This is a genomic window from Neobacillus sp. OS1-2 (genome assembly GCF_030915505.1).
Classification (GTDB): Bacteria; Bacillota; Bacilli; order Bacillales; family Cytobacillaceae; genus Neobacillus.
In genome coordinates this window covers 3,212,986-3,228,231 of the sequence record NZ_CP133265.1, presented here as the reverse complement: position 1 = coordinate 3,228,231, position 15,246 = coordinate 3,212,986, and the positions used below count along the sequence as shown (strand labels likewise).

The 15,246-nt window shown below is 36.6% G+C and carries 29 protein-coding genes; 1 reads left to right on the top strand and 28 read right to left on the bottom strand.

The genetic code is table 11. From position 1 onward, the window contains the following. Positions 1-2 precede the first annotated feature (2 nt). The 28 genes from RCG19_RS16025 to RCG19_RS15885 form a co-directional block, all read right to left on the bottom strand. Positions 3-1,697: a terminase large subunit gene (locus tag RCG19_RS16025; protein ID WP_308107947.1), complete on the bottom strand. Its 1,695-nt coding sequence runs from the start codon at positions 1,695-1,697 to the stop codon at positions 3-5. Continuing rightward, on the bottom strand, positions 1,694-2,047 hold the full coding sequence (locus RCG19_RS16020; protein ID WP_308107946.1) for a hypothetical protein: 354 nt from the start codon (positions 2,045-2,047) through the stop codon (positions 1,694-1,696). Before RCG19_RS16020 ends, RCG19_RS16025 begins: the two co-directional genes overlap by 4 nt. Before the next feature lie 172 nt (positions 2,048-2,219). Further along, on the bottom strand, positions 2,220-2,510 hold the full coding sequence (locus RCG19_RS16015) for an HNH endonuclease (protein ID WP_308107945.1): 291 nt from the start codon (positions 2,508-2,510) through the stop codon (positions 2,220-2,222). 442 nt (positions 2,511-2,952) lie between these two features. Further along, positions 2,953-3,495, bottom strand: a complete 543-nt coding sequence (locus RCG19_RS16010; protein WP_308107944.1) for a tyrosine-type recombinase/integrase — start codon at positions 3,493-3,495, stop codon at positions 2,953-2,955. Between the two features lie 517 nt (positions 3,496-4,012). Further along, positions 4,013-4,387 (bottom strand): ArpU family phage packaging/lysis transcriptional regulator, encoded by a 375-nt coding sequence (locus RCG19_RS16005; RefSeq protein ID WP_308107943.1) that lies wholly within the window; start codon positions 4,385-4,387, stop codon positions 4,013-4,015. A gap of 278 nt (positions 4,388-4,665) precedes the next feature. Further along, positions 4,666-4,851 carry a hypothetical protein gene (locus RCG19_RS16000; protein ID WP_308107942.1) on the bottom strand — a complete coding sequence of 62 codons (186 nt, stop codon included), beginning with the start codon at positions 4,849-4,851 and terminating at the stop codon, positions 4,666-4,668. Positions 4,852-4,865: 14 nt separating this feature from the next. After that, positions 4,866-5,132, bottom strand: coding sequence for a hypothetical protein (locus RCG19_RS15995; protein ID WP_308107941.1), 267 nt, complete (start codon positions 5,130-5,132; stop codon positions 4,866-4,868). 43 nt (positions 5,133-5,175) lie between these two features. Beyond that, positions 5,176-5,457 (bottom strand): hypothetical protein, encoded by a 282-nt coding sequence (locus RCG19_RS15990; protein WP_308107940.1) that lies wholly within the window; start codon positions 5,455-5,457, stop codon positions 5,176-5,178. A 55-nt stretch (positions 5,458-5,512) separates the two neighbouring features. After that, the gene (locus RCG19_RS15985) at positions 5,513-6,085 is read right to left on the bottom strand and encodes a hypothetical protein (protein ID WP_308107939.1); all 573 of its coding nucleotides are present in this window, start codon (positions 6,083-6,085) and stop codon (positions 5,513-5,515) included. A 45-nt stretch (positions 6,086-6,130) separates the two neighbouring features. Then, the gene (locus RCG19_RS15980; protein ID WP_308107938.1) at positions 6,131-6,547 is read right to left on the bottom strand and encodes a hypothetical protein; all 417 of its coding nucleotides are present in this window, start codon (positions 6,545-6,547) and stop codon (positions 6,131-6,133) included. Positions 6,548-6,610: 63 nt separating this feature from the next. Next, positions 6,611-7,126, bottom strand: a complete 516-nt coding sequence (locus tag RCG19_RS15975) for a DUF5651 domain-containing protein (protein ID WP_308107937.1) — start codon at positions 7,124-7,126, stop codon at positions 6,611-6,613. A gap of 162 nt (positions 7,127-7,288) precedes the next feature. Then, on the bottom strand, positions 7,289-7,516 hold the full coding sequence (locus RCG19_RS15965) for a hypothetical protein (protein ID WP_308107935.1): 228 nt from the start codon (positions 7,514-7,516) through the stop codon (positions 7,289-7,291). Between the two features lie 187 nt (positions 7,517-7,703). After that, entirely contained in the window at positions 7,704-7,904 is a 201-nt protein-coding gene (locus RCG19_RS15960) for a hypothetical protein (RefSeq protein WP_308107934.1), read from the bottom strand. Between the two features lie 13 nt (positions 7,905-7,917). After that, a complete protein-coding gene (locus tag RCG19_RS15955) occupies positions 7,918-8,226 on the bottom strand; it encodes a hypothetical protein (RefSeq protein WP_308107933.1) in 309 nt (102 codons plus the stop codon). Continuing rightward, positions 8,208-8,405, bottom strand: a complete 198-nt coding sequence (locus tag RCG19_RS15950) for a hypothetical protein (protein WP_308107932.1) — start codon at positions 8,403-8,405, stop codon at positions 8,208-8,210. Before RCG19_RS15950 ends, RCG19_RS15955 begins: the two co-directional genes overlap by 19 nt. Then, entirely contained in the window at positions 8,405-8,695 is a 291-nt protein-coding gene (locus RCG19_RS15945; RefSeq protein ID WP_308107931.1) for a MazG nucleotide pyrophosphohydrolase domain-containing protein, read from the bottom strand. Before RCG19_RS15945 ends, RCG19_RS15950 begins: the two co-directional genes overlap by 1 nt. Before the next feature lie 71 nt (positions 8,696-8,766). Beyond that, positions 8,767-9,483, bottom strand: a complete 717-nt coding sequence (locus RCG19_RS15940) for a hypothetical protein (protein ID WP_308107930.1) — start codon at positions 9,481-9,483, stop codon at positions 8,767-8,769. 28 nt (positions 9,484-9,511) lie between these two features. After that, positions 9,512-9,892, bottom strand: a complete 381-nt coding sequence (locus RCG19_RS15935) for a replication terminator protein (RefSeq protein ID WP_308107929.1) — start codon at positions 9,890-9,892, stop codon at positions 9,512-9,514. Positions 9,893-9,911: 19 nt separating this feature from the next. Then, positions 9,912-10,349 carry a hypothetical protein gene (locus RCG19_RS15930; protein WP_308107928.1) on the bottom strand — a complete coding sequence of 146 codons (438 nt, stop codon included), beginning with the start codon at positions 10,347-10,349 and terminating at the stop codon, positions 9,912-9,914. Beyond that, positions 10,324-11,577, bottom strand: a complete 1,254-nt coding sequence (locus tag RCG19_RS15925; protein WP_308107927.1) for a replicative DNA helicase — start codon at positions 11,575-11,577, stop codon at positions 10,324-10,326. Before RCG19_RS15925 ends, RCG19_RS15930 begins: the two co-directional genes overlap by 26 nt. Positions 11,578-11,579: 2 nt before the next feature. Then, entirely contained in the window at positions 11,580-12,473 is an 894-nt protein-coding gene (locus RCG19_RS15920; protein ID WP_308107926.1) for a DnaD domain-containing protein, read from the bottom strand. Continuing rightward, a complete protein-coding gene (locus tag RCG19_RS15915) occupies positions 12,466-12,669 on the bottom strand; it encodes a hypothetical protein (RefSeq protein WP_308107925.1) in 204 nt (67 codons plus the stop codon). Before RCG19_RS15915 ends, RCG19_RS15920 begins: the two co-directional genes overlap by 8 nt. Positions 12,670-12,889: 220 nt before the next feature. After that, positions 12,890-13,045 carry a hypothetical protein gene (locus RCG19_RS15910; protein WP_308107924.1) on the bottom strand — a complete coding sequence of 52 codons (156 nt, stop codon included), beginning with the start codon at positions 13,043-13,045 and terminating at the stop codon, positions 12,890-12,892. A gap of 149 nt (positions 13,046-13,194) precedes the next feature. Then, positions 13,195-13,401 (bottom strand): hypothetical protein, encoded by a 207-nt coding sequence (locus tag RCG19_RS15905; RefSeq protein WP_308107923.1) that lies wholly within the window; start codon positions 13,399-13,401, stop codon positions 13,195-13,197. Positions 13,402-13,520: 119 nt separating this feature from the next. Further along, positions 13,521-13,895 carry a hypothetical protein gene (locus tag RCG19_RS15900; RefSeq protein ID WP_308107922.1) on the bottom strand — a complete coding sequence of 125 codons (375 nt, stop codon included), beginning with the start codon at positions 13,893-13,895 and terminating at the stop codon, positions 13,521-13,523. A gap of 11 nt (positions 13,896-13,906) precedes the next feature. Continuing rightward, positions 13,907-14,098, bottom strand: a complete 192-nt coding sequence (locus RCG19_RS15895) for a hypothetical protein (protein ID WP_308107921.1) — start codon at positions 14,096-14,098, stop codon at positions 13,907-13,909. A gap of 13 nt (positions 14,099-14,111) precedes the next feature. Continuing rightward, positions 14,112-14,321, bottom strand: coding sequence for a hypothetical protein (locus RCG19_RS15890; RefSeq protein ID WP_308107920.1), 210 nt, complete (start codon positions 14,319-14,321; stop codon positions 14,112-14,114). A gap of 82 nt (positions 14,322-14,403) precedes the next feature. Further along, positions 14,404-14,643, bottom strand: a complete 240-nt coding sequence (locus tag RCG19_RS15885; RefSeq protein ID WP_308107919.1) for a helix-turn-helix domain-containing protein — start codon at positions 14,641-14,643, stop codon at positions 14,404-14,406. Between the two features lie 130 nt (positions 14,644-14,773). Between RCG19_RS15885 and RCG19_RS15880 the strand changes: the two genes are divergently transcribed. After that, the gene (locus RCG19_RS15880) at positions 14,774-15,235 is read left to right on the top strand and encodes a helix-turn-helix domain-containing protein (protein ID WP_308107917.1); all 462 of its coding nucleotides are present in this window, start codon (positions 14,774-14,776) and stop codon (positions 15,233-15,235) included. Positions 15,236-15,246: the final 11 nt, after the last annotated feature.

The following is a 15,246-nucleotide window of genomic DNA, read 5'->3' as shown; positions in this document are numbered from 1 at the left end:
CTTTAAATCATGTTTAGATAATCATTTTTCTTTTCTTGTAAAATTACATATGAATTCAATAATGCTGCAGTCCCATCAATTCTTCTACGACTGCTGTTAGTTTTACTTGGTTGAATATTTAAGTTCTTATCAATATCGACAGCTGTATTGGATAAGCACCATTTATCAATAGGATTGTTATTATAAATAATTCTTTTTGCTTCGAGTTCCTTCTCAAGAAGATACATGGGCCCCGATAGGGTTTTCTTTCCTTGGTAAACTGGAATCATGGCTTCTTTTCCGAAGTAACCAACCATTTCTTCAACCCAATAATCAGCTGACCAAGCATCATAACCAATCCATGGAAGGTAAATTCCATACTCGTCTCTAATTTCTAAGAACCATTCTGTTACAAGCTTAGGATGAATGCTGTTGCCAGGACTTGCTCGTAATAAACCTTGATCGTGCCAACGATTATAAGGAATTTTATCTTCATCTGAGCGTTGCTCAATCAAATCCTCCGGCAGCCAATACATTTGCAAAACATAGATGTTGGAATCATCTGGCCGCATAAAAATAACCTTTGCCGCTGTTAAGTCAGTGGTCTTGGATAAATCCACACCGCCAATCCCATAATTAGGACGTAAAACATTAGCTTCAAAAGTTGCTTTATTTTCTAATTGTTCAAATGTTAACCATGCTTCACTGGACGTTTCCCGGATATTAAAATCCTTAGTGAGCAAGTTTTTGACAAGTAAAGGATTTTCCTTTGCTTTGTTCACCTTAGATTCTAAGTTATCAATTTTCTTAATGGTTCCAAGTCCAGGATTAGCCTTTTTCCATGTTGCCGGATCTGTCCATTCTCGTCTGTTATCAAGTTCATAAATAATAGGTAGGAACCGATCGTCCGTATATGCATTTTCATCATCAAGGCTAAGTAACAGCCTTTCAGCCTCTTCATATTTCATATCGTAAACAGATTCCCGGACGGTGCCGGCTGTCGTGATCATGAGGATGAGGGGTTGTTCCCGTGCAGATGTGCCATCCACAATAACATCATAGAGATTCTTATCTTTCCAAGCATGAATCTCATCTAGTGAAGCTCCATGAACGTTAAGACCGTCAAGTGTATCACTGTCACTCCCAACCGGCTGAAATGTACTGTCATTAAAATCTGCATTGATTTCCTTCACAAGTGTTTTCATTCTCTTAGAAAGGACAGGAGATTTCTTAACCATACGCTTTGCTTCTGACCAAACGATTTTAGCCTGCTTTTCTTTTGTGGCCACCGCATAAACTTCTGCTCCACCCTCACCATCAGCAACCTGCAGGTATAAGCATATACCAGAAGATAATGTGGATTTACCATTTTTCCGAGCAACGACTAAAAAGACCTCACGATATTTACGTGTGCCGTCTAATTTGTGGATGAATCCAAATGTAGCTGCTAAAAATGCTTGCTGCCATAATTCTAGATCAATCGGTTCCCCTGCCCATTTACCTTTTGAATGCTTGCAGAAGTTTTCTATGAATTCAATAGCATGATTAGCACGCTTTGTATTATATTCATACACAGAACACTGATCATATATATCATCTACGAGCTTTTTATAAATCCTTTTTACCTTTTCCCCTACAACTTCTTCACCAGATTCAATCTTATTGTAGTAATCGATAATCGGATTATAAGATAAGGGGTATTGTCTTCGCGGCTTCATCTATCCATCACGAAAGATTCGAATCCATCATCATCAATACATGGAGCTTCTTTTTTAGGAAAAAGATTTAAAATTTCTTTCATTACTGTTGTATAACGCTGGATCATTGAGTTATAAGTTGTCACAGAAGGACTTGCCCTTAATATAGTGTAAACACCTTGTTCCATTTCGTCGATAGGTCCCTTTGTGTTAATGTCCTCTTTTAACTCTGCCAAAGTCACACGCATAAATGCCGCCTCTTGAATAAGGCCTTCAACAGCTGACTTTTTATTTTCTTCTAAGTTCTTGAAAAGTTCGGTAAGTCTTTTTATTTCCTTTTTTATCAATCTATCTTTTTTTACATTCGCCAAAAAATCACCTCCATTTTCCAAAAAAGGTCCTAGTTTTTGGGGTGGGGGCCTTACAAAAATACCCCGTGCGTTCACGGAACCTCCACTCATCGGTCTCCGTAATAAAAATTTCAAAAAATATTTAGGGGGGGCTAGGATTTTGAAAAAAATTTAAAATAAATTAAAAATATTTTTATTTTCTAACCAAATCCCCGTTTATATCGAACATTAAGCCATAAGCAGTCGCATTATATCTCTCATGGTGTTCCTTGTTATGACAGTCCTGGCATAGCAGCTCAAGGTTGCCGTGATTCAAGGTAATGTTTGGATCTGTTATGTTCTCTGGAGTAATGTACTTAACATGATGAACAATCTTACCCGGACCGGCACATCGTTCACACAATCCATACTTGGAAGCGAAGTATGAAGTTCTACACTTCTTCCACGCCTTGGACTTATAGAACTTCTTGGCATAATCTTTCATTTTGACACTCTCTCTTTTATTTTAGACAACTCATCTATGAATCTATTAATAGTATCTATGTCTAATACCTCAGAACGGATTGGAGCTCCACCCATGAATTGATTAACACGTAATTTGTTATTGTTTATGGAACCTTTTAAGAATTCACCATCTACATTAATTAGTTCTTAAAACAAAGGCTTACCGTCATACCCTTGCTTAATTAATTTCATTGTACCCTGCCTCCAAACATTTTAAATTAAATTAAAAAACACTAATCAATTAATGTTCGTTTTCGCTTCAAATTTGGCTCATTTTACCCCTTTGAATTATCTACAATACATATTGTGTATAATTCATTAAAAGGCTTATATGAGCGTCCTGACGGTGTTTATGAACTACCTAAAAAATGAATTAGACATATACCTTTTTGTAGTTAATTCATATACACAAAAAAAGAAAGCTACCAATCAATTTTGCTCTGCTGCTTATTTAAATTGTCTTGATTTATACCGATATATCGTAAGGTTTCTTTTGGGTGACTATGGTTAAGCATCTCTTGAAGACTAGCCACATCCTTAAATTTTATATAATGATTGTAGCCATACGTCTTCCGAAGCGAATGTGTTCCCAACCTTTCTAATCCAAACTCATCAGCAATCTGCTGCATGATTATATATGCCATACCCCTTGAAAGAGGTTTGTTTTTTCCGTTTCTGCTCTTAATAAGGAATTCGTTTTTGGGTTTATCTTTTATATAATTTCGAATGGCTTTCTTTAACTCATTCGACATTTTGACGTCTTTTGGTTTCTTGGTCTTTTTTTCTTTTATGAAGATGTTCCAACCTTGTACGTCCTTCACCCTAAGTCTAAGAATATCTGAAACTCGAAATCCTGTATGAATCCCTAATAAGAATAGAATATAATTTCGTTCATTTCTTTCCTTTAACCATTGTTTGATTTCTTGGAGTTGTTCTTTATCCTTTATGGGTTGAACAAGGTTCATGGAACTCACCTTCCTTTTTACTAAAAATAAAAAGCCACCTATAGCAGGTGACTTGGTTTGGAAAGTAAAGTAAAACCATCTCTCACTTCGGTGGATGGCGTACCGTCCCGATCCACTCCTTTAGCGATTGGGATCACCGTTGCCCAGGAGGGTACGGGTATGAGCTGCATACAATACGCATGGTTTAATTGCTGCAACCAGGAGTGGAGTAAAAAGTTTTTTAATCAATCCCACCTTATGCTAATCGCTTAATAGGAATAAATAACAGAGTGCTTTTACCTCCATGCCTCGCCCTCAACCTATGCAGACATAATGCTGCTAAGGTGATAATCACCATCAGCTGATCGAGTACACCTTTGATAAGGGAAAGATGCGTCTCCCAAGAAGTTGTTGTTCTTGTTCTTCTTCTTGAGATAATCGTATAAAAATTTTCAATAAAAAAAGGTCCCCAATTTGGTGCAAATTTTGGTATACTTTTTGTTCGAAATTTGTCCTTTTTTGTCAAAACAAAAAGCACTTAGATATATCCAAGTGCTTTTGCAAGTTGCCGAATTGCTTCTCTTTTTTTAGAGTAGTATTTCCCTTTATAAAGACCTAACGATAAATAAATTTCTAAATCAGTAAGTTCCTGTTGGTGAGTATTTAAGTATTTAATTTCAATGATTTTTCTTTCGATAGGATCAAGCGATTGGGTCAAAGCCCTTTCGATTTGTCGTGCTTTTAATTCATCAAATGTTTCAGTTTTCGTCAAAGGGGTAAATAAATTATTGGCACCGACTGCTTGTCTCTCTTTAATGTTCTCAAATTTTACCTTTAGCGCTTTATAATCTTTTAAATCCTTGATTACAGTTTCTTGTATTTCCTTGTCTCCAATTAAAATTACAACTGACACTAGGACACCCCCATATGGTAAAATATACTTGACGAGTATTTACCAGCTGGGAGAAATCCTGGCTTTTATTCGTTTTCCTCAACTATCATCATCTTCTGGCACTTTGGACATTTCTTCTTAGGGATGATTTCTATATCTAACTCATGGACATCACATTCAGGACAGATATATTCAATCATTTTTTGCCCTTCACCTTTCTTCTTTGTAACTCTTTAGCTGCTGCATACCTTTCTATCATGCGACTGTTTTCATTATTAGCAATCTCGTAGAGTTGTTGGTTAGTTGCTTTCGAGTAATCCACATTCTTTTCCCACTTTTTCAATATGATCCACTAAATCTTCAATAGTTACTATGAAACTTCTATTTTTGTTATCACGGCCAAGAGCCTTATTGACTCGTTCTAATAATTCCTCATGCTCAATTTCCATAATCATTTCTCCTTTATATGGATTAGGATTTGCCATGTAGACCATCCTTTTTATTTCTCATGGCTTTCATTTTCCAATTCTGCTATACGATCATCACACAAAAATATATCCTTTAAAGTTTCTTCAGCATAAGGAAAATCACAACGTTCACACGGATTAAATTTATTTGGCTCTACTGTTTTCGCCGTTTCTTTATATTTTTCGATTTTTGCTTCCATCTGCCTTAACGAATCAATTACTACACGCTTTTCTTTCATTTCTAAATGGCTAGCCATTACACAACCAATTGCAATATTTAATTCTTTAGTAAATTCCAAAATATTCATCCTTTCTTATTTGTTTTTTTCATCGAACTGTGCATTAAACTATTCCAAACTCAACTTCAACAAATTCAAAATGTTTCATAATATTTGTATAGCCAAAATTGCAAATAGCATCATTGCCAAATCGTTCATGAATTAACTGTTCATGTATCCTCAAGTTCTCTATATGTGATTCTTTATTTGCAATTATCAAAGCTTTACTCAAATCTTGAGTAAGCCAGTCAAATTCCTCACTATCTTCTGCCGCAAGATAATAATCCCCCATCATATCTTCTTCTTTTGATTCTTCTCGCAACCTTAGAACCCAGTCATCTTTCATGTTTATCCTCCTTTCGTTACATCTAATTTTGGTTCAATTATTTCGAAAGTTGATATTACTTTTTAAAACTGGAAGTATATTTCGGCTCATATTCGACTGTAACATTGAATTCAGTATCACAGACGTAGCAAGTCAATTCATCATTTTCATAGATATCATCACTTGAATTTTCTGTACCACAAAGAGGGCAGATAATTTTGTCTATATCATAACAATCATCTTCCGAATGCCCTCGTTCCCTGGCTGATTCAATAGCAGCTGTTTTTCTATCGTTATGTTCTTTTGTGTGACAAGTATCGCATTGCCAGCCGCCTTGTACACCCCAAGCCGTTTTGCCTTCTAACTCGTCTCTATAAATACCGCAAGTTTCGCAACGATTGTGTTCGTCGCACACGATGTATGGATAAGGCTCGTTATTTCCAAGACATTTGCTGCACCCGCAAACCCAATACCAGCCATCATCGAATCTTTCTGCGTACAAACCACGGATCGGAGGATTAAGTTTAATTTCAGGCAATTCATTCTTGTAAAAACTATCGTTCCAAATATTCGTGTGACCTGCACGTGTCCTTTGTATCCATTCTTTTGGCACTTCGGGAATGAATACTTTGGTATCACTCAAATTCATTTATCCTTCATCCTCTCTATGTCACAATTTGTTCGAAATACGACATTAATCTAAAACAACTTCTACCCCATATTCCTTAATCAAGTTGTTATTTTTTGTCCTTAATCGCTCATTTTCTCTTTGAAGTTTATAGATGATTTCTTGCTTAGTTTCAGCATCATTCATAAAGTGATTTAATTTGTTTTGTAGTTGTTCAATAACACCTTTGATATTTTTTGCTAAACATTTCATACATGTAGGTTGCGAAACTGTACAAGCTAACATATCTCCACAACGATTGTTTACGTCAACATAATCAAGCAATTCATCCCTAACATCAGCAAGTGTGTCTAAATACATTTCGTTTTCCTTTTCATAGCGTATTCTTTCGGTTTTTTCTTTTCTCCAATCACGATGTAAATTAAGGTATTTAACATCTAAATCAGCTAATTTCTTTACTACATCATCATAAGAATCATTCATTTTTCACAATCTCCTTTTACGCCACAATTTGATTCTAATCCGAACAAAGTTCGACAAAATGGTCTAATTATTGGAATAAGCATATTTACAATTAGAGCAATCGAATCCTGATTCCGGGACGAAATTATCATCAAACACTTGATACAGCGGACACGTATTCCAGTCCTTTGAGCAGCCATTGCATTTCACTTCCATGATGTCCACGCACCAGTCATAAAACTGCTGTCGCGGCATAACCGCATTGGCCATTTTATCCTTAATGTCTCTGTTAACTTGTTTTAGCGTATAATCATCAACGAGTTTAAAATCATATTTCATTAGTTTCTTTTGGATCTGCTCCTGCTCTTTTGGGCTAAGCCGGTTATACACGGACATGATAAATTTGCTTAAATACGTTTCTGCCATTTTCAAGCTTTTATGTTCATCCTTAGACAAATTCTCGCGTTTTGACCATTCTTCTCGCATAGTCTGGAGTTTAGGACCATCTGCGCCTTGATTTCTAATTCCAATCGCCATTTGCAAAACTGAGTTCATAACCATGAATTGATTTTTCTCGACAGAATTCAGATAATCTCTCATGGTTTCAAGATGCCTTCTTTCACAAAGATATTGCGAAACACACGAACTAGCCTATCCCTTTTTCGTTCGGCAATTGCTTTTCTAAGCCGTCTTTTTCTCTTACGCTTATTAACCATCAGTTAAGACCACCTTTCAGCTGCTCCTTACGTAATGAAAAAAATATTATTCATCACAATCCCTTTTCAATTTTGCAATCCAGCAGCTGCTCTCAGTATTTTCTACAAATATTTTTCTATTGAAAGAATCCCTGGTAAAAGTTTTTCCGTCTCTTTTAAGTTCGGTAAGAGGGTAAACAAGAATAAATCCTCTTGCCTCTAAGTCCTTGATAGCTTGCTCCGCCTCATATTTCCGTTGCCGGCGAATAATGATGGGGAAATCCTTCTTTTTCATGTTTTTGCCTTTAACTTTTTACTATCCTCATTCAGCTTCTCTTGGAGCAATTTTCGAAAGCACTCTTCACAAAAGTTACTGCTCCAATAACGAGCCGGACGCTCCTTGCATTCGATACAACATTTTGACATAAAAATCACCCCGTTAATTATTTTTTCTTAGGTGATAATCTTGATAGTAAATCTAGTTAACTTGATTTAAAATGCTCGGCATAACATTGGGCGTATACTCCATCGACTGCAAAACCGTTTGGTTTTTTACATTTAGGACAAGTTTTCGAATCCGTGACCCATGTAACACTGCACTCACAACATTCCATTTTCACTTCTTTTTTTAGCTTATCGATCACATAACCATGCCCACCACAAACTCCACATCTAGCGCTCATGTTGACTGTCCTCCTAATCGTCTAAATCCATATAGGGTGGTTTAGTAGAAACCATTGATTTGCCAAACTCTATTAATCTCAGTGACAAATATTTATTATCCGTTTTTAACAGATGATTCTCTTTTGTTAACTCTTTAATCCTGCGGACTAAATATTTTTGTAAATCAGCAGTTTCTTCGAGAGCCATGAGCTCCCAGTTATAATCGGAATCAATAGCATCATCAATGGATTTTCCATACTTTGTGAAGCCTTTTCCGTCTTGGGAGTCAATGATTCTAGTAAACTCATCTATTACAATTTGGCTTATTTCAGGTCTTGACATATATTTTCCTTCCCCCAAACCATTAAACAGCCTAATCCATAACCATGCTTTTTAACGTCACCTTCTTTAATCCATCCACGGCTTTCATGAACTTCAATTAATTTCAATAAAGTGGATTCTGTCATGGAATAAACAACTTTTTTCAGTTGCTTTGGTCGGCCGTATCTCCAGCTGCTCATTAATACTTTTTCCCACCATGTTTGTAAGATCTTGTTTTGTTGAATTCCATCTTTTTAGAAATCGCTGCTTCTAAATCAATCCCTCTGGATCCACACAAATCAAAGACTCGGATACAAACATCGGCTAACTCTTCAGCGAAATTTTCTTGATTACCTTTGCGATCTGCTTCCAATGCTTCACTAACTTCACTGTGGATTAAAGATAAAATCGTGCCGGTCTCCTTTGGTTCATCGTGCCACCCTTTTGATTTGGCTGTGATATACGCTTCTTTGCATAAATTATTAATCATTTCTTTACCATCCTTTTTGTTTACAAAATTGTTTACAAGTTAGGGGGACCAGACCAGTGGTCCCCCATTCATTAAGCGATAATGACAATCTTTCCGGCTTCGATTTCAGATTCCAAGGCTCCTTGAAGAAATTCTTTGATGTTTTTCATGGCTGCCAGCTTCCAGGCGCCACCGTCTGCTTCGAATAGTGCGCAGCTCGGACCATTCTTCATACGGAAAATGAATTCGGATTCCGGCTGACCGACCTCTACAAATGTTCTGAACGGTGCTAAAATTACAGGATTCGGTACTTGGACTGTGCCTACAGTCGCAATGCCTACTTTAGCTTGAACGGCTTGGGAAACACCATCGTCACCAACTGTCCGGACATTTTCCTCGCGGATGTTTCCAACAACCTGCAGCATAATATTTCTATCTTCATTCGCTACAAAAGCTGATTGTAATTTTATATTGAATTCTTCCGAATCATACCAGCGATCAAATGAGAATGACGGCAGCATAGCGGACGCTTTAATATAATCATTTCGTTCATAATCACGATTGAATGAACTAAAGGCAATTACTTCTGTCGGACTAACAACATGTACCATTTTAGCTTCGCCCAGTGGATCTGCATCGAAACCAGAAATCAAGTAATCTATTAATCCTGTAAGACTGCGGACAGATAAAGCATTAGGCCTATCTGCTGGAACCAAGTGTAATTTTTGTGTAGAAAAGGTTTGGGTACCAATTTCTTTTGTCTCTACGTTTCCAAGGTTAATTAAGTATTGAAGAGCGTCTTTAATCATTTTTTCATTCCTCCGATTTTGTTTGATTTTATTTAGATTGTTGTTGCCTTAAATCAATGATCTTATTGCCTTTATCGTCAGAAACACCACCTTCTTGATCAATAAAGGTTTGTCCTTTTGCGCCTGATTTTAATTCGGCCCCCGTTACTTTACCTTGGCCGTCATAATCCATAATGATTTTCGTTTGGATGTTCTTGGCAGGTACTAGGGTGCTTTTTACTTGTACGCTGACGTCGGACAATTCCCGATTATCATCTGAACTGATGCTGACCGTCATCGTAACTTTACGGACTTTATTGGGATCAGTATTCGGGTCTACCACGTTATTCATTACCTTTTGTAATTCCTGGTTAAACCGTTCTGCTAAAGCTCCGTTGGCAAATGTATTCAAATCAACAATGTTCGGCATTTTAATGACCTCCAATGATTTATTGATAGAGAGGATCCCTCTCGTAATAACCGATTATTGCAGGGAAACGTTCGTATTCTTTCTTTAAGTCTCGAAAGCTGATAGAACGGTTTCCCTTTTCTATCACAAAATCCATTAAGTATTCATGGCAATTTTTTGGACTACTTTTTAATTCTTTGCGAAAAAATTCAATCGCTTCTTCCTCATCTTTGGCATAAATAAAAATGAATCGATTAGCACTTTGTTTTAAAGCAAAGACTCCGATGATATTGAAACCTAAAAGGTTACTCTCAATCATTTGTTGAACCTTAATCTTGTCGCCCTTTGAAAAATCAAGCACAGATGCATCATCTTCCCATTTCACTATTCCTTCTTGCACAAAATGAAATATGTAGTGGGCAAGGCTCGGCTGATCATACTTTATTGAGTCTTCAAACGCTTCTCTGATTGAGGACATCTGTTATTTCTCCTGTGTATTCGTTGTATAATGATGGGACGATTCCGACTGGACCGTTTCTATTTTTCGCAACAATTAATTCAAGGACATCACTGCTAGAATTCTTGTCATAATATTTTTCGCGATATAGGAAAATGATTAAGTCAGCATCTTGCTCAACGCTACCGGATTCTCGGATATCAGACATCATCGGACGCTTTTCTTGGCGTTGTTCAACAGATCGATTAAGCTGTGCTAAACAGATGACTGGGCAATTAAATTCTTTGGCCATTCCTTTTAGGTTTTTAGATATTTCTGTAACCTGGAGATGTGCATTGCCCCCATAAAATTCGGCTGAACGGATTAATGTTAAGTAGTCGATGAATATAATCGGCTTTCTATCAGGAAATTGGTGAACCATTTTTCGTGTTTTCGCCCTCATTTCCTGTACGGATTGACCAGCTCCATCGAAAATCTGAATTTTAGTTTCAGACACCCTGGTAATAATATTGGGCCATTGTTCTTTTTGTTCATCCGAAAGCCCTTTGTTCAGGTTTCTCATTCGCATTCGATTGAACCCACCAGTGGAAGCGAGTAATCGATCAGTGATGCTCGCTTCGGGCATTTCCAACGAAAAGATGATGGGTAAATATCCTTGCCATCCAGCTTGTTTTGCAAAATGAATAACCACATCGGTTTTTCCCATACTAGGTCTTGCCGCAATAATCGTTACTTCTGAATCTTGAAACCCATTTGTCATATTGTTGAGTTTTTTAATTCCTGTTTGAACCCCGCCCTTGACGCTTTTCTCTGTCCAAGGTGCTTCAAACTTGTCGATTAGGGCTGTATCGATTGATGTATAATCATCGAGTTTCGCCTGATTAATACCCTCAAGCCTCGTCATGATTTTATCAATCTCCCAATCTTCATTTTGAGCAAGTGTTAAGATATTTTGTTTTTCTCGTTCCTTCCAAACTTCTAAAACGAGATCTTCGTAATCTTGAAATTTTTCGGCATTTCCGAATGATTGCAAATCATTCAAATATGAAATGCCACCGAAGTCTTCAAAGTTCGCTAAGGTTGAAAGAGAAATAATATCAATATTTTTTCCCTTACCGGTCAGATCAATCATTGTTTGTAATAGCTGTCGATTCCTTGCATCAACAAGGTGATCGGGACGGATGATAGTGTCTTTGATTAAGTAGTTCGCCTTTAAGAAGCTACCTAACAACGCTTTTTCCGCAATCACACTTAGCCCTCCCCGGCAGATAAATCGAATTCGAATTCATCTGGTATAGCTCTTCCGGCTGCCTGTTGCTTTTCTTTAAGTGCAATTTTTTGAGCTCGTTCGTGTTCAAACGCTAGGACTGATTCTAAAGTTTTTAAATTAAGGCTTGCCCAACTTTTGAGGATGCTCTCAGTGTAGGCCCATGATCGTTTATTTTGACTTAAGGTTCTTTTCATTGATTCGATGACAATAGCCGGTGATAAATCAAACTCCCAATAACTAATGTTCTCTGCAATGTAAGGTGACAGTACTCCGAAATTTTGTTGATAGAAAACCGCAGCGTCCTCCGTTACTTCTTCTTCTTCTTCTTTTTCTTTTTCTTCTTCTTTTTCTTCTTCTTGTCCCCGTATCGTGGACGTATCGTCAAAAGGTTGATTTAAAGCATTTTGGCTATTTTGGGATTCATTATTTTCTTTTTTTTCATCGATACGTGGACGTATCGTGGACGTATCGTAAATTTTTTTGATTTCTTGCTTTTCTACTCGCTCACCAACAAACGAAATTAACGATAAATCTTTAACCATTTTTAACTCTGAAGTAACACAATCCAATACAGGTTTTCCGCCTTTATTGAAGTTGTATTTCCCCCAATTTTTAATAGCCAGTTCTCGTGTTTCTGGGTTGTATTGAACAAGCTTGTGATGGTTGATAAACCTGTCTAACAGGGCATTAATGCTTTCAATAGAGTAGCCGGTATCAAATGCCATTTGTTTTTTTGTTATTTGATAGATGCCTATTTGAGTAGTATTAGGATTGGTCAAAAGATAAAAGAAAAAGAATTTATCTTCTGGAGTCATTTCTTCCACCACTTTAGGATCATTCCAAAACTCGGTATGAATCATCCTGAATTTAGCCATTTCGTTTTCTCCTCACTTTGACCGCGTCTGCTCGCTCGCATATTGCAAATGGGCCTTCGACGCGAATTAATTGATATCCTGGATAGCGAAGCAAATAATTACGAACAATAAAATCGAAGTTTCGGTTCGTCCAGTTGTCTCGTTCCTTTGTGATTCTTTCCGGAAGTAAAACCTTAGTACGTGTATAATTAATCATGAAATAACATGCATACCACCTTCCGATAGTTTTATATTCGGTGCGCACCGTTATGACCAAGAACGTAAAGGGGATTAGGAAAACCGTTCCTGGTCATAACGGTAAGACCGACTAAAGTGATAGTCTTACCGTTTTAGTTCTTTCTCTTTTTGAGCGTTCATGTCGCCGATAACCACTCCGACAATAAAGGTGATAAACGTATAACAAATGGTAAAAGCCATTAGATCAACACCTTCTTTAATCCTTCTTGATATCGCTCAATCATCTGGCCAACAGTTACAATCTCACGTATATTTGTTGAATATTCAACGCTTCCAAGTTTCGTATGTAAGTCACCATCTGGCACATGATTCAGCAGTTCTTCACTGATTGACATATGTATTCCTCCTGTATTCGACAAAATGACAAGATATTTAGATACAAAAATTGCTAGTCTCCTAATCTTCGAAAGTTTTCACCAGCAACATATTGGTTTCGACAGCATTTTTCGCAACTTTCGCCAAAAAAATCAGAGGACGGATCCTCTTAATAAATTCCTAAAGAGTGGTCATATGCTTCTTTCATAGCTTTTAGGACATCGGCAATTGGAATAGTAGATTGTCCATTTTCTTCAATATGTTGGATTTTTGAATTAAGGTATCCAATAAAAAATGGTGCACCTGTTTCATAAAAATTAATGTTCTTTTCACGTAAATCTGTAATGAAGCCTTTGAATTCTTCGTGTTTCTTCAATTTTTACTTACTCCCTTTCTGATTGAGAAGGTCAGTATGCTTGACTTCACATTCGATATCACAGAAATATTCATAACGTGAGATTTCTTTACCGCAATGCTTACAAGTATTTTTCATAATCAGTACCAATGTCCGCGGCGATCGTAATGCCACCAGATATCTTTGTAATAAACTTTTAGACAATCTTCTTGTTTGTCATATTTAACATCTAGGATATTTGGTAATGAATATTTCTTTTGGTTTTCTGTTCCAAAAGCTTGCATGTGTTGACGGTGAACAAGCATAAACCAATTAAAATGTTCTGATGATAGTTTGAACTTCTCGTTATAAACTACATCCGCAGCAATGTTTGCAGCTCGTTGATAACCTTGACCATAGGTATTGCGTAGAAAACCTATAAATAGATTTTTTTCGCGTTCATCAAGCTTTTTACCAGCAATTAATTCAACGGATTTTATGACATCTTGAAGATGCACTAAGTGATCAGGTTTCATCACAATTCCTCCTATCCCATATATTTCTTGTACACTGACGGATGCTCACATTCGATTTGTCTATGCATCATTGTTTTGTAAAGCATCAGGCGCTCGTTCCTATGTGTGAACTTAGCTGGAAGTTTCTTAGCCGGATGGTGTGACATTCTTTCATTAACTTTTTTTAAATAATAAGCAATACGATTAGTGACATCTTTTTTCACATTCATCCCCTCCTCAAGAGCTTTTTTTGTTGACAGATATATTTCCAATGGTTAAATCAATGAAATTTATTTCTTTTCCATACTTCCTAGAAAGTATTTTTTCAATGATAGGCATTAACTTATGAACCTTTTCTTCCGTAAGTAAATGATTCATATTTTTTTCTTCAGGCAATAAATGGCTCTCGACAGCACACCATAACTTCTCAGCTGGTACCATAATCATTTGATCGCCTCCTTAATCATGTATATGTGTTTCCGGTTGTACGCCTTTCATGACAGGTATATCTATTGGGTAAAATAAAATGCTATTCCTTATTTGCCATTTTGGCAAATTCCTCTTCAAAAAAAAGGAAACCATATGGCACTTCTAATATCTTGGCAACTAAAGCTAATTTTTCAGCTGGGAACTTGATTCTTCCAGTTTCAAGATAATAATAGCCATTTAGACTATCGTATCCAAGAAACTCAGACATTTTTTCAATTGAAATGCCGGCCTTTTTTCGAAGTGTCTTAATTTTTTCTATATCAACTTTTATATTTTTCACTTTCCAACCCCCTTTTTATTTGCCAATTTGGTAACTCCTTAATTACATAATAAATTACCAAAATGGCAAAGTCAACACAATTATTACCGATTTGGCAAAAATATTTTTTACCGTTTTGGTAAGTGGTAAAATGAAATATACAAATACAAAGAAAAAGGTGTGCAATATGAGTATGTTGGGGAAACGCCTTAAATATCTACGAGAAAAATATAATTATTCTCAGAAAAGGGTTGCTGATTCTATCGGGATTTCAAATACCCAATTATCTAGATATGAATCTGGTGACAGGAATCCTGATCCCGAGTTAATCACAAAATTCGCTGATTTTTATGATGTTACCACAGATTACCTGCATGGAAGAACCGATTCTCCAAAAGGATCAAATGATCAATATGAATTAATCAAAACTGATGAAATGTATGACTCTCTCGCAGAGATCACAAAGTTGGCAAAAAAATATGGGCTTGAACAATTAGGTTTTTTCGATATTGAGGAATGGAAGAATCTTAGCCCAGAGGAAATTAAAATGTTAGATGCACAATTTAAAGCAGTAGCAAACATGGCAAAAGAACGTAACGAGGATAAAAAATAAGGCACCTAGAA

Excerpts from the sequence above, each read along its gene's own strand:
- RCG19_RS15935 (WP_308107929.1), bottom strand. The coding sequence starts at position 9,892 with ATGCCGAACATTGTTGATTTGAATACATTTGCCAACGGAGCTTTAGCA.
- RCG19_RS16010 (WP_308107944.1), bottom strand. The coding sequence starts at position 3,495 with ATGAACCTTGTTCAACCCATAAAGGATAAAGAACAACTCCAAGAAATC.
- RCG19_RS15915 (WP_308107925.1), bottom strand. The coding sequence starts at position 12,669 with ATGATTAATTATACACGTACTAAGGTTTTACTTCCGGAAAGAATCACA.
- RCG19_RS15930 (WP_308107928.1), bottom strand. The coding sequence starts at position 10,349 with ATGTCCTCAATCAGAGAAGCGTTTGAAGACTCAATAAAGTATGATCAG.
- RCG19_RS15900 (WP_308107922.1), bottom strand. The coding sequence starts at position 13,895 with ATGAAACCTGATCACTTAGTGCATCTTCAAGATGTCATAAAATCCGTT.
- RCG19_RS15890 (WP_308107920.1), bottom strand. The coding sequence starts at position 14,321 with ATGATTATGGTACCAGCTGAGAAGTTATGGTGTGCTGTCGAGAGCCAT.
- RCG19_RS16015 (WP_308107945.1), bottom strand. The coding sequence starts at position 2,510 with ATGAAAGATTATGCCAAGAAGTTCTATAAGTCCAAGGCGTGGAAGAAG.
- RCG19_RS15980 (WP_308107938.1), bottom strand. The coding sequence starts at position 6,547 with ATGAATGATTCTTATGATGATGTAGTAAAGAAATTAGCTGATTTAGAT.
- RCG19_RS15990 (WP_308107940.1), bottom strand. The coding sequence starts at position 5,457 with ATGAAAGATGACTGGGTTCTAAGGTTGCGAGAAGAATCAAAAGAAGAA.
- RCG19_RS16000 (WP_308107942.1), bottom strand. The coding sequence starts at position 4,851 with ATGGCAAATCCTAATCCATATAAAGGAGAAATGATTATGGAAATTGAG.
- RCG19_RS15940 (WP_308107930.1), bottom strand. The coding sequence starts at position 9,483 with ATGATTAAAGACGCTCTTCAATACTTAATTAACCTTGGAAACGTAGAG.
- RCG19_RS15880 (WP_308107917.1), top strand. The coding sequence starts at position 14,774 with ATGAAATATACAAATACAAAGAAAAAGGTGTGCAATATGAGTATGTTG.
- RCG19_RS15945 (WP_308107931.1), bottom strand. The coding sequence starts at position 8,695 with ATGATTAATAATTTATGCAAAGAAGCGTATATCACAGCCAAATCAAAA.
- RCG19_RS16025 (WP_308107947.1), bottom strand. The coding sequence starts at position 1,697 with ATGAAGCCGCGAAGACAATACCCCTTATCTTATAATCCGATTATCGAT.
- RCG19_RS15955 (WP_308107933.1), bottom strand. The coding sequence starts at position 8,226 with ATGTCAAGACCTGAAATAAGCCAAATTGTAATAGATGAGTTTACTAGA.
- RCG19_RS15960 (WP_308107934.1), bottom strand. The coding sequence starts at position 7,904 with ATGAGCGCTAGATGTGGAGTTTGTGGTGGGCATGGTTATGTGATCGAT.
- RCG19_RS15910 (WP_308107924.1), bottom strand. The coding sequence starts at position 13,045 with ATGTCAATCAGTGAAGAACTGCTGAATCATGTGCCAGATGGTGACTTA.
- RCG19_RS15965 (WP_308107935.1), bottom strand. The coding sequence starts at position 7,516 with ATGAAAAAGAAGGATTTCCCCATCATTATTCGCCGGCAACGGAAATAT.
- RCG19_RS15985 (WP_308107939.1), bottom strand. The coding sequence starts at position 6,085 with ATGAATTTGAGTGATACCAAAGTATTCATTCCCGAAGTGCCAAAAGAA.
- RCG19_RS15950 (WP_308107932.1), bottom strand. The coding sequence starts at position 8,405 with ATGAGCAGCTGGAGATACGGCCGACCAAAGCAACTGAAAAAAGTTGTT.
- RCG19_RS15920 (WP_308107926.1), bottom strand. The coding sequence starts at position 12,473 with ATGGCTAAATTCAGGATGATTCATACCGAGTTTTGGAATGATCCTAAA.
- RCG19_RS15975 (WP_308107937.1), bottom strand. The coding sequence starts at position 7,126 with ATGAGAGATTATCTGAATTCTGTCGAGAAAAATCAATTCATGGTTATG.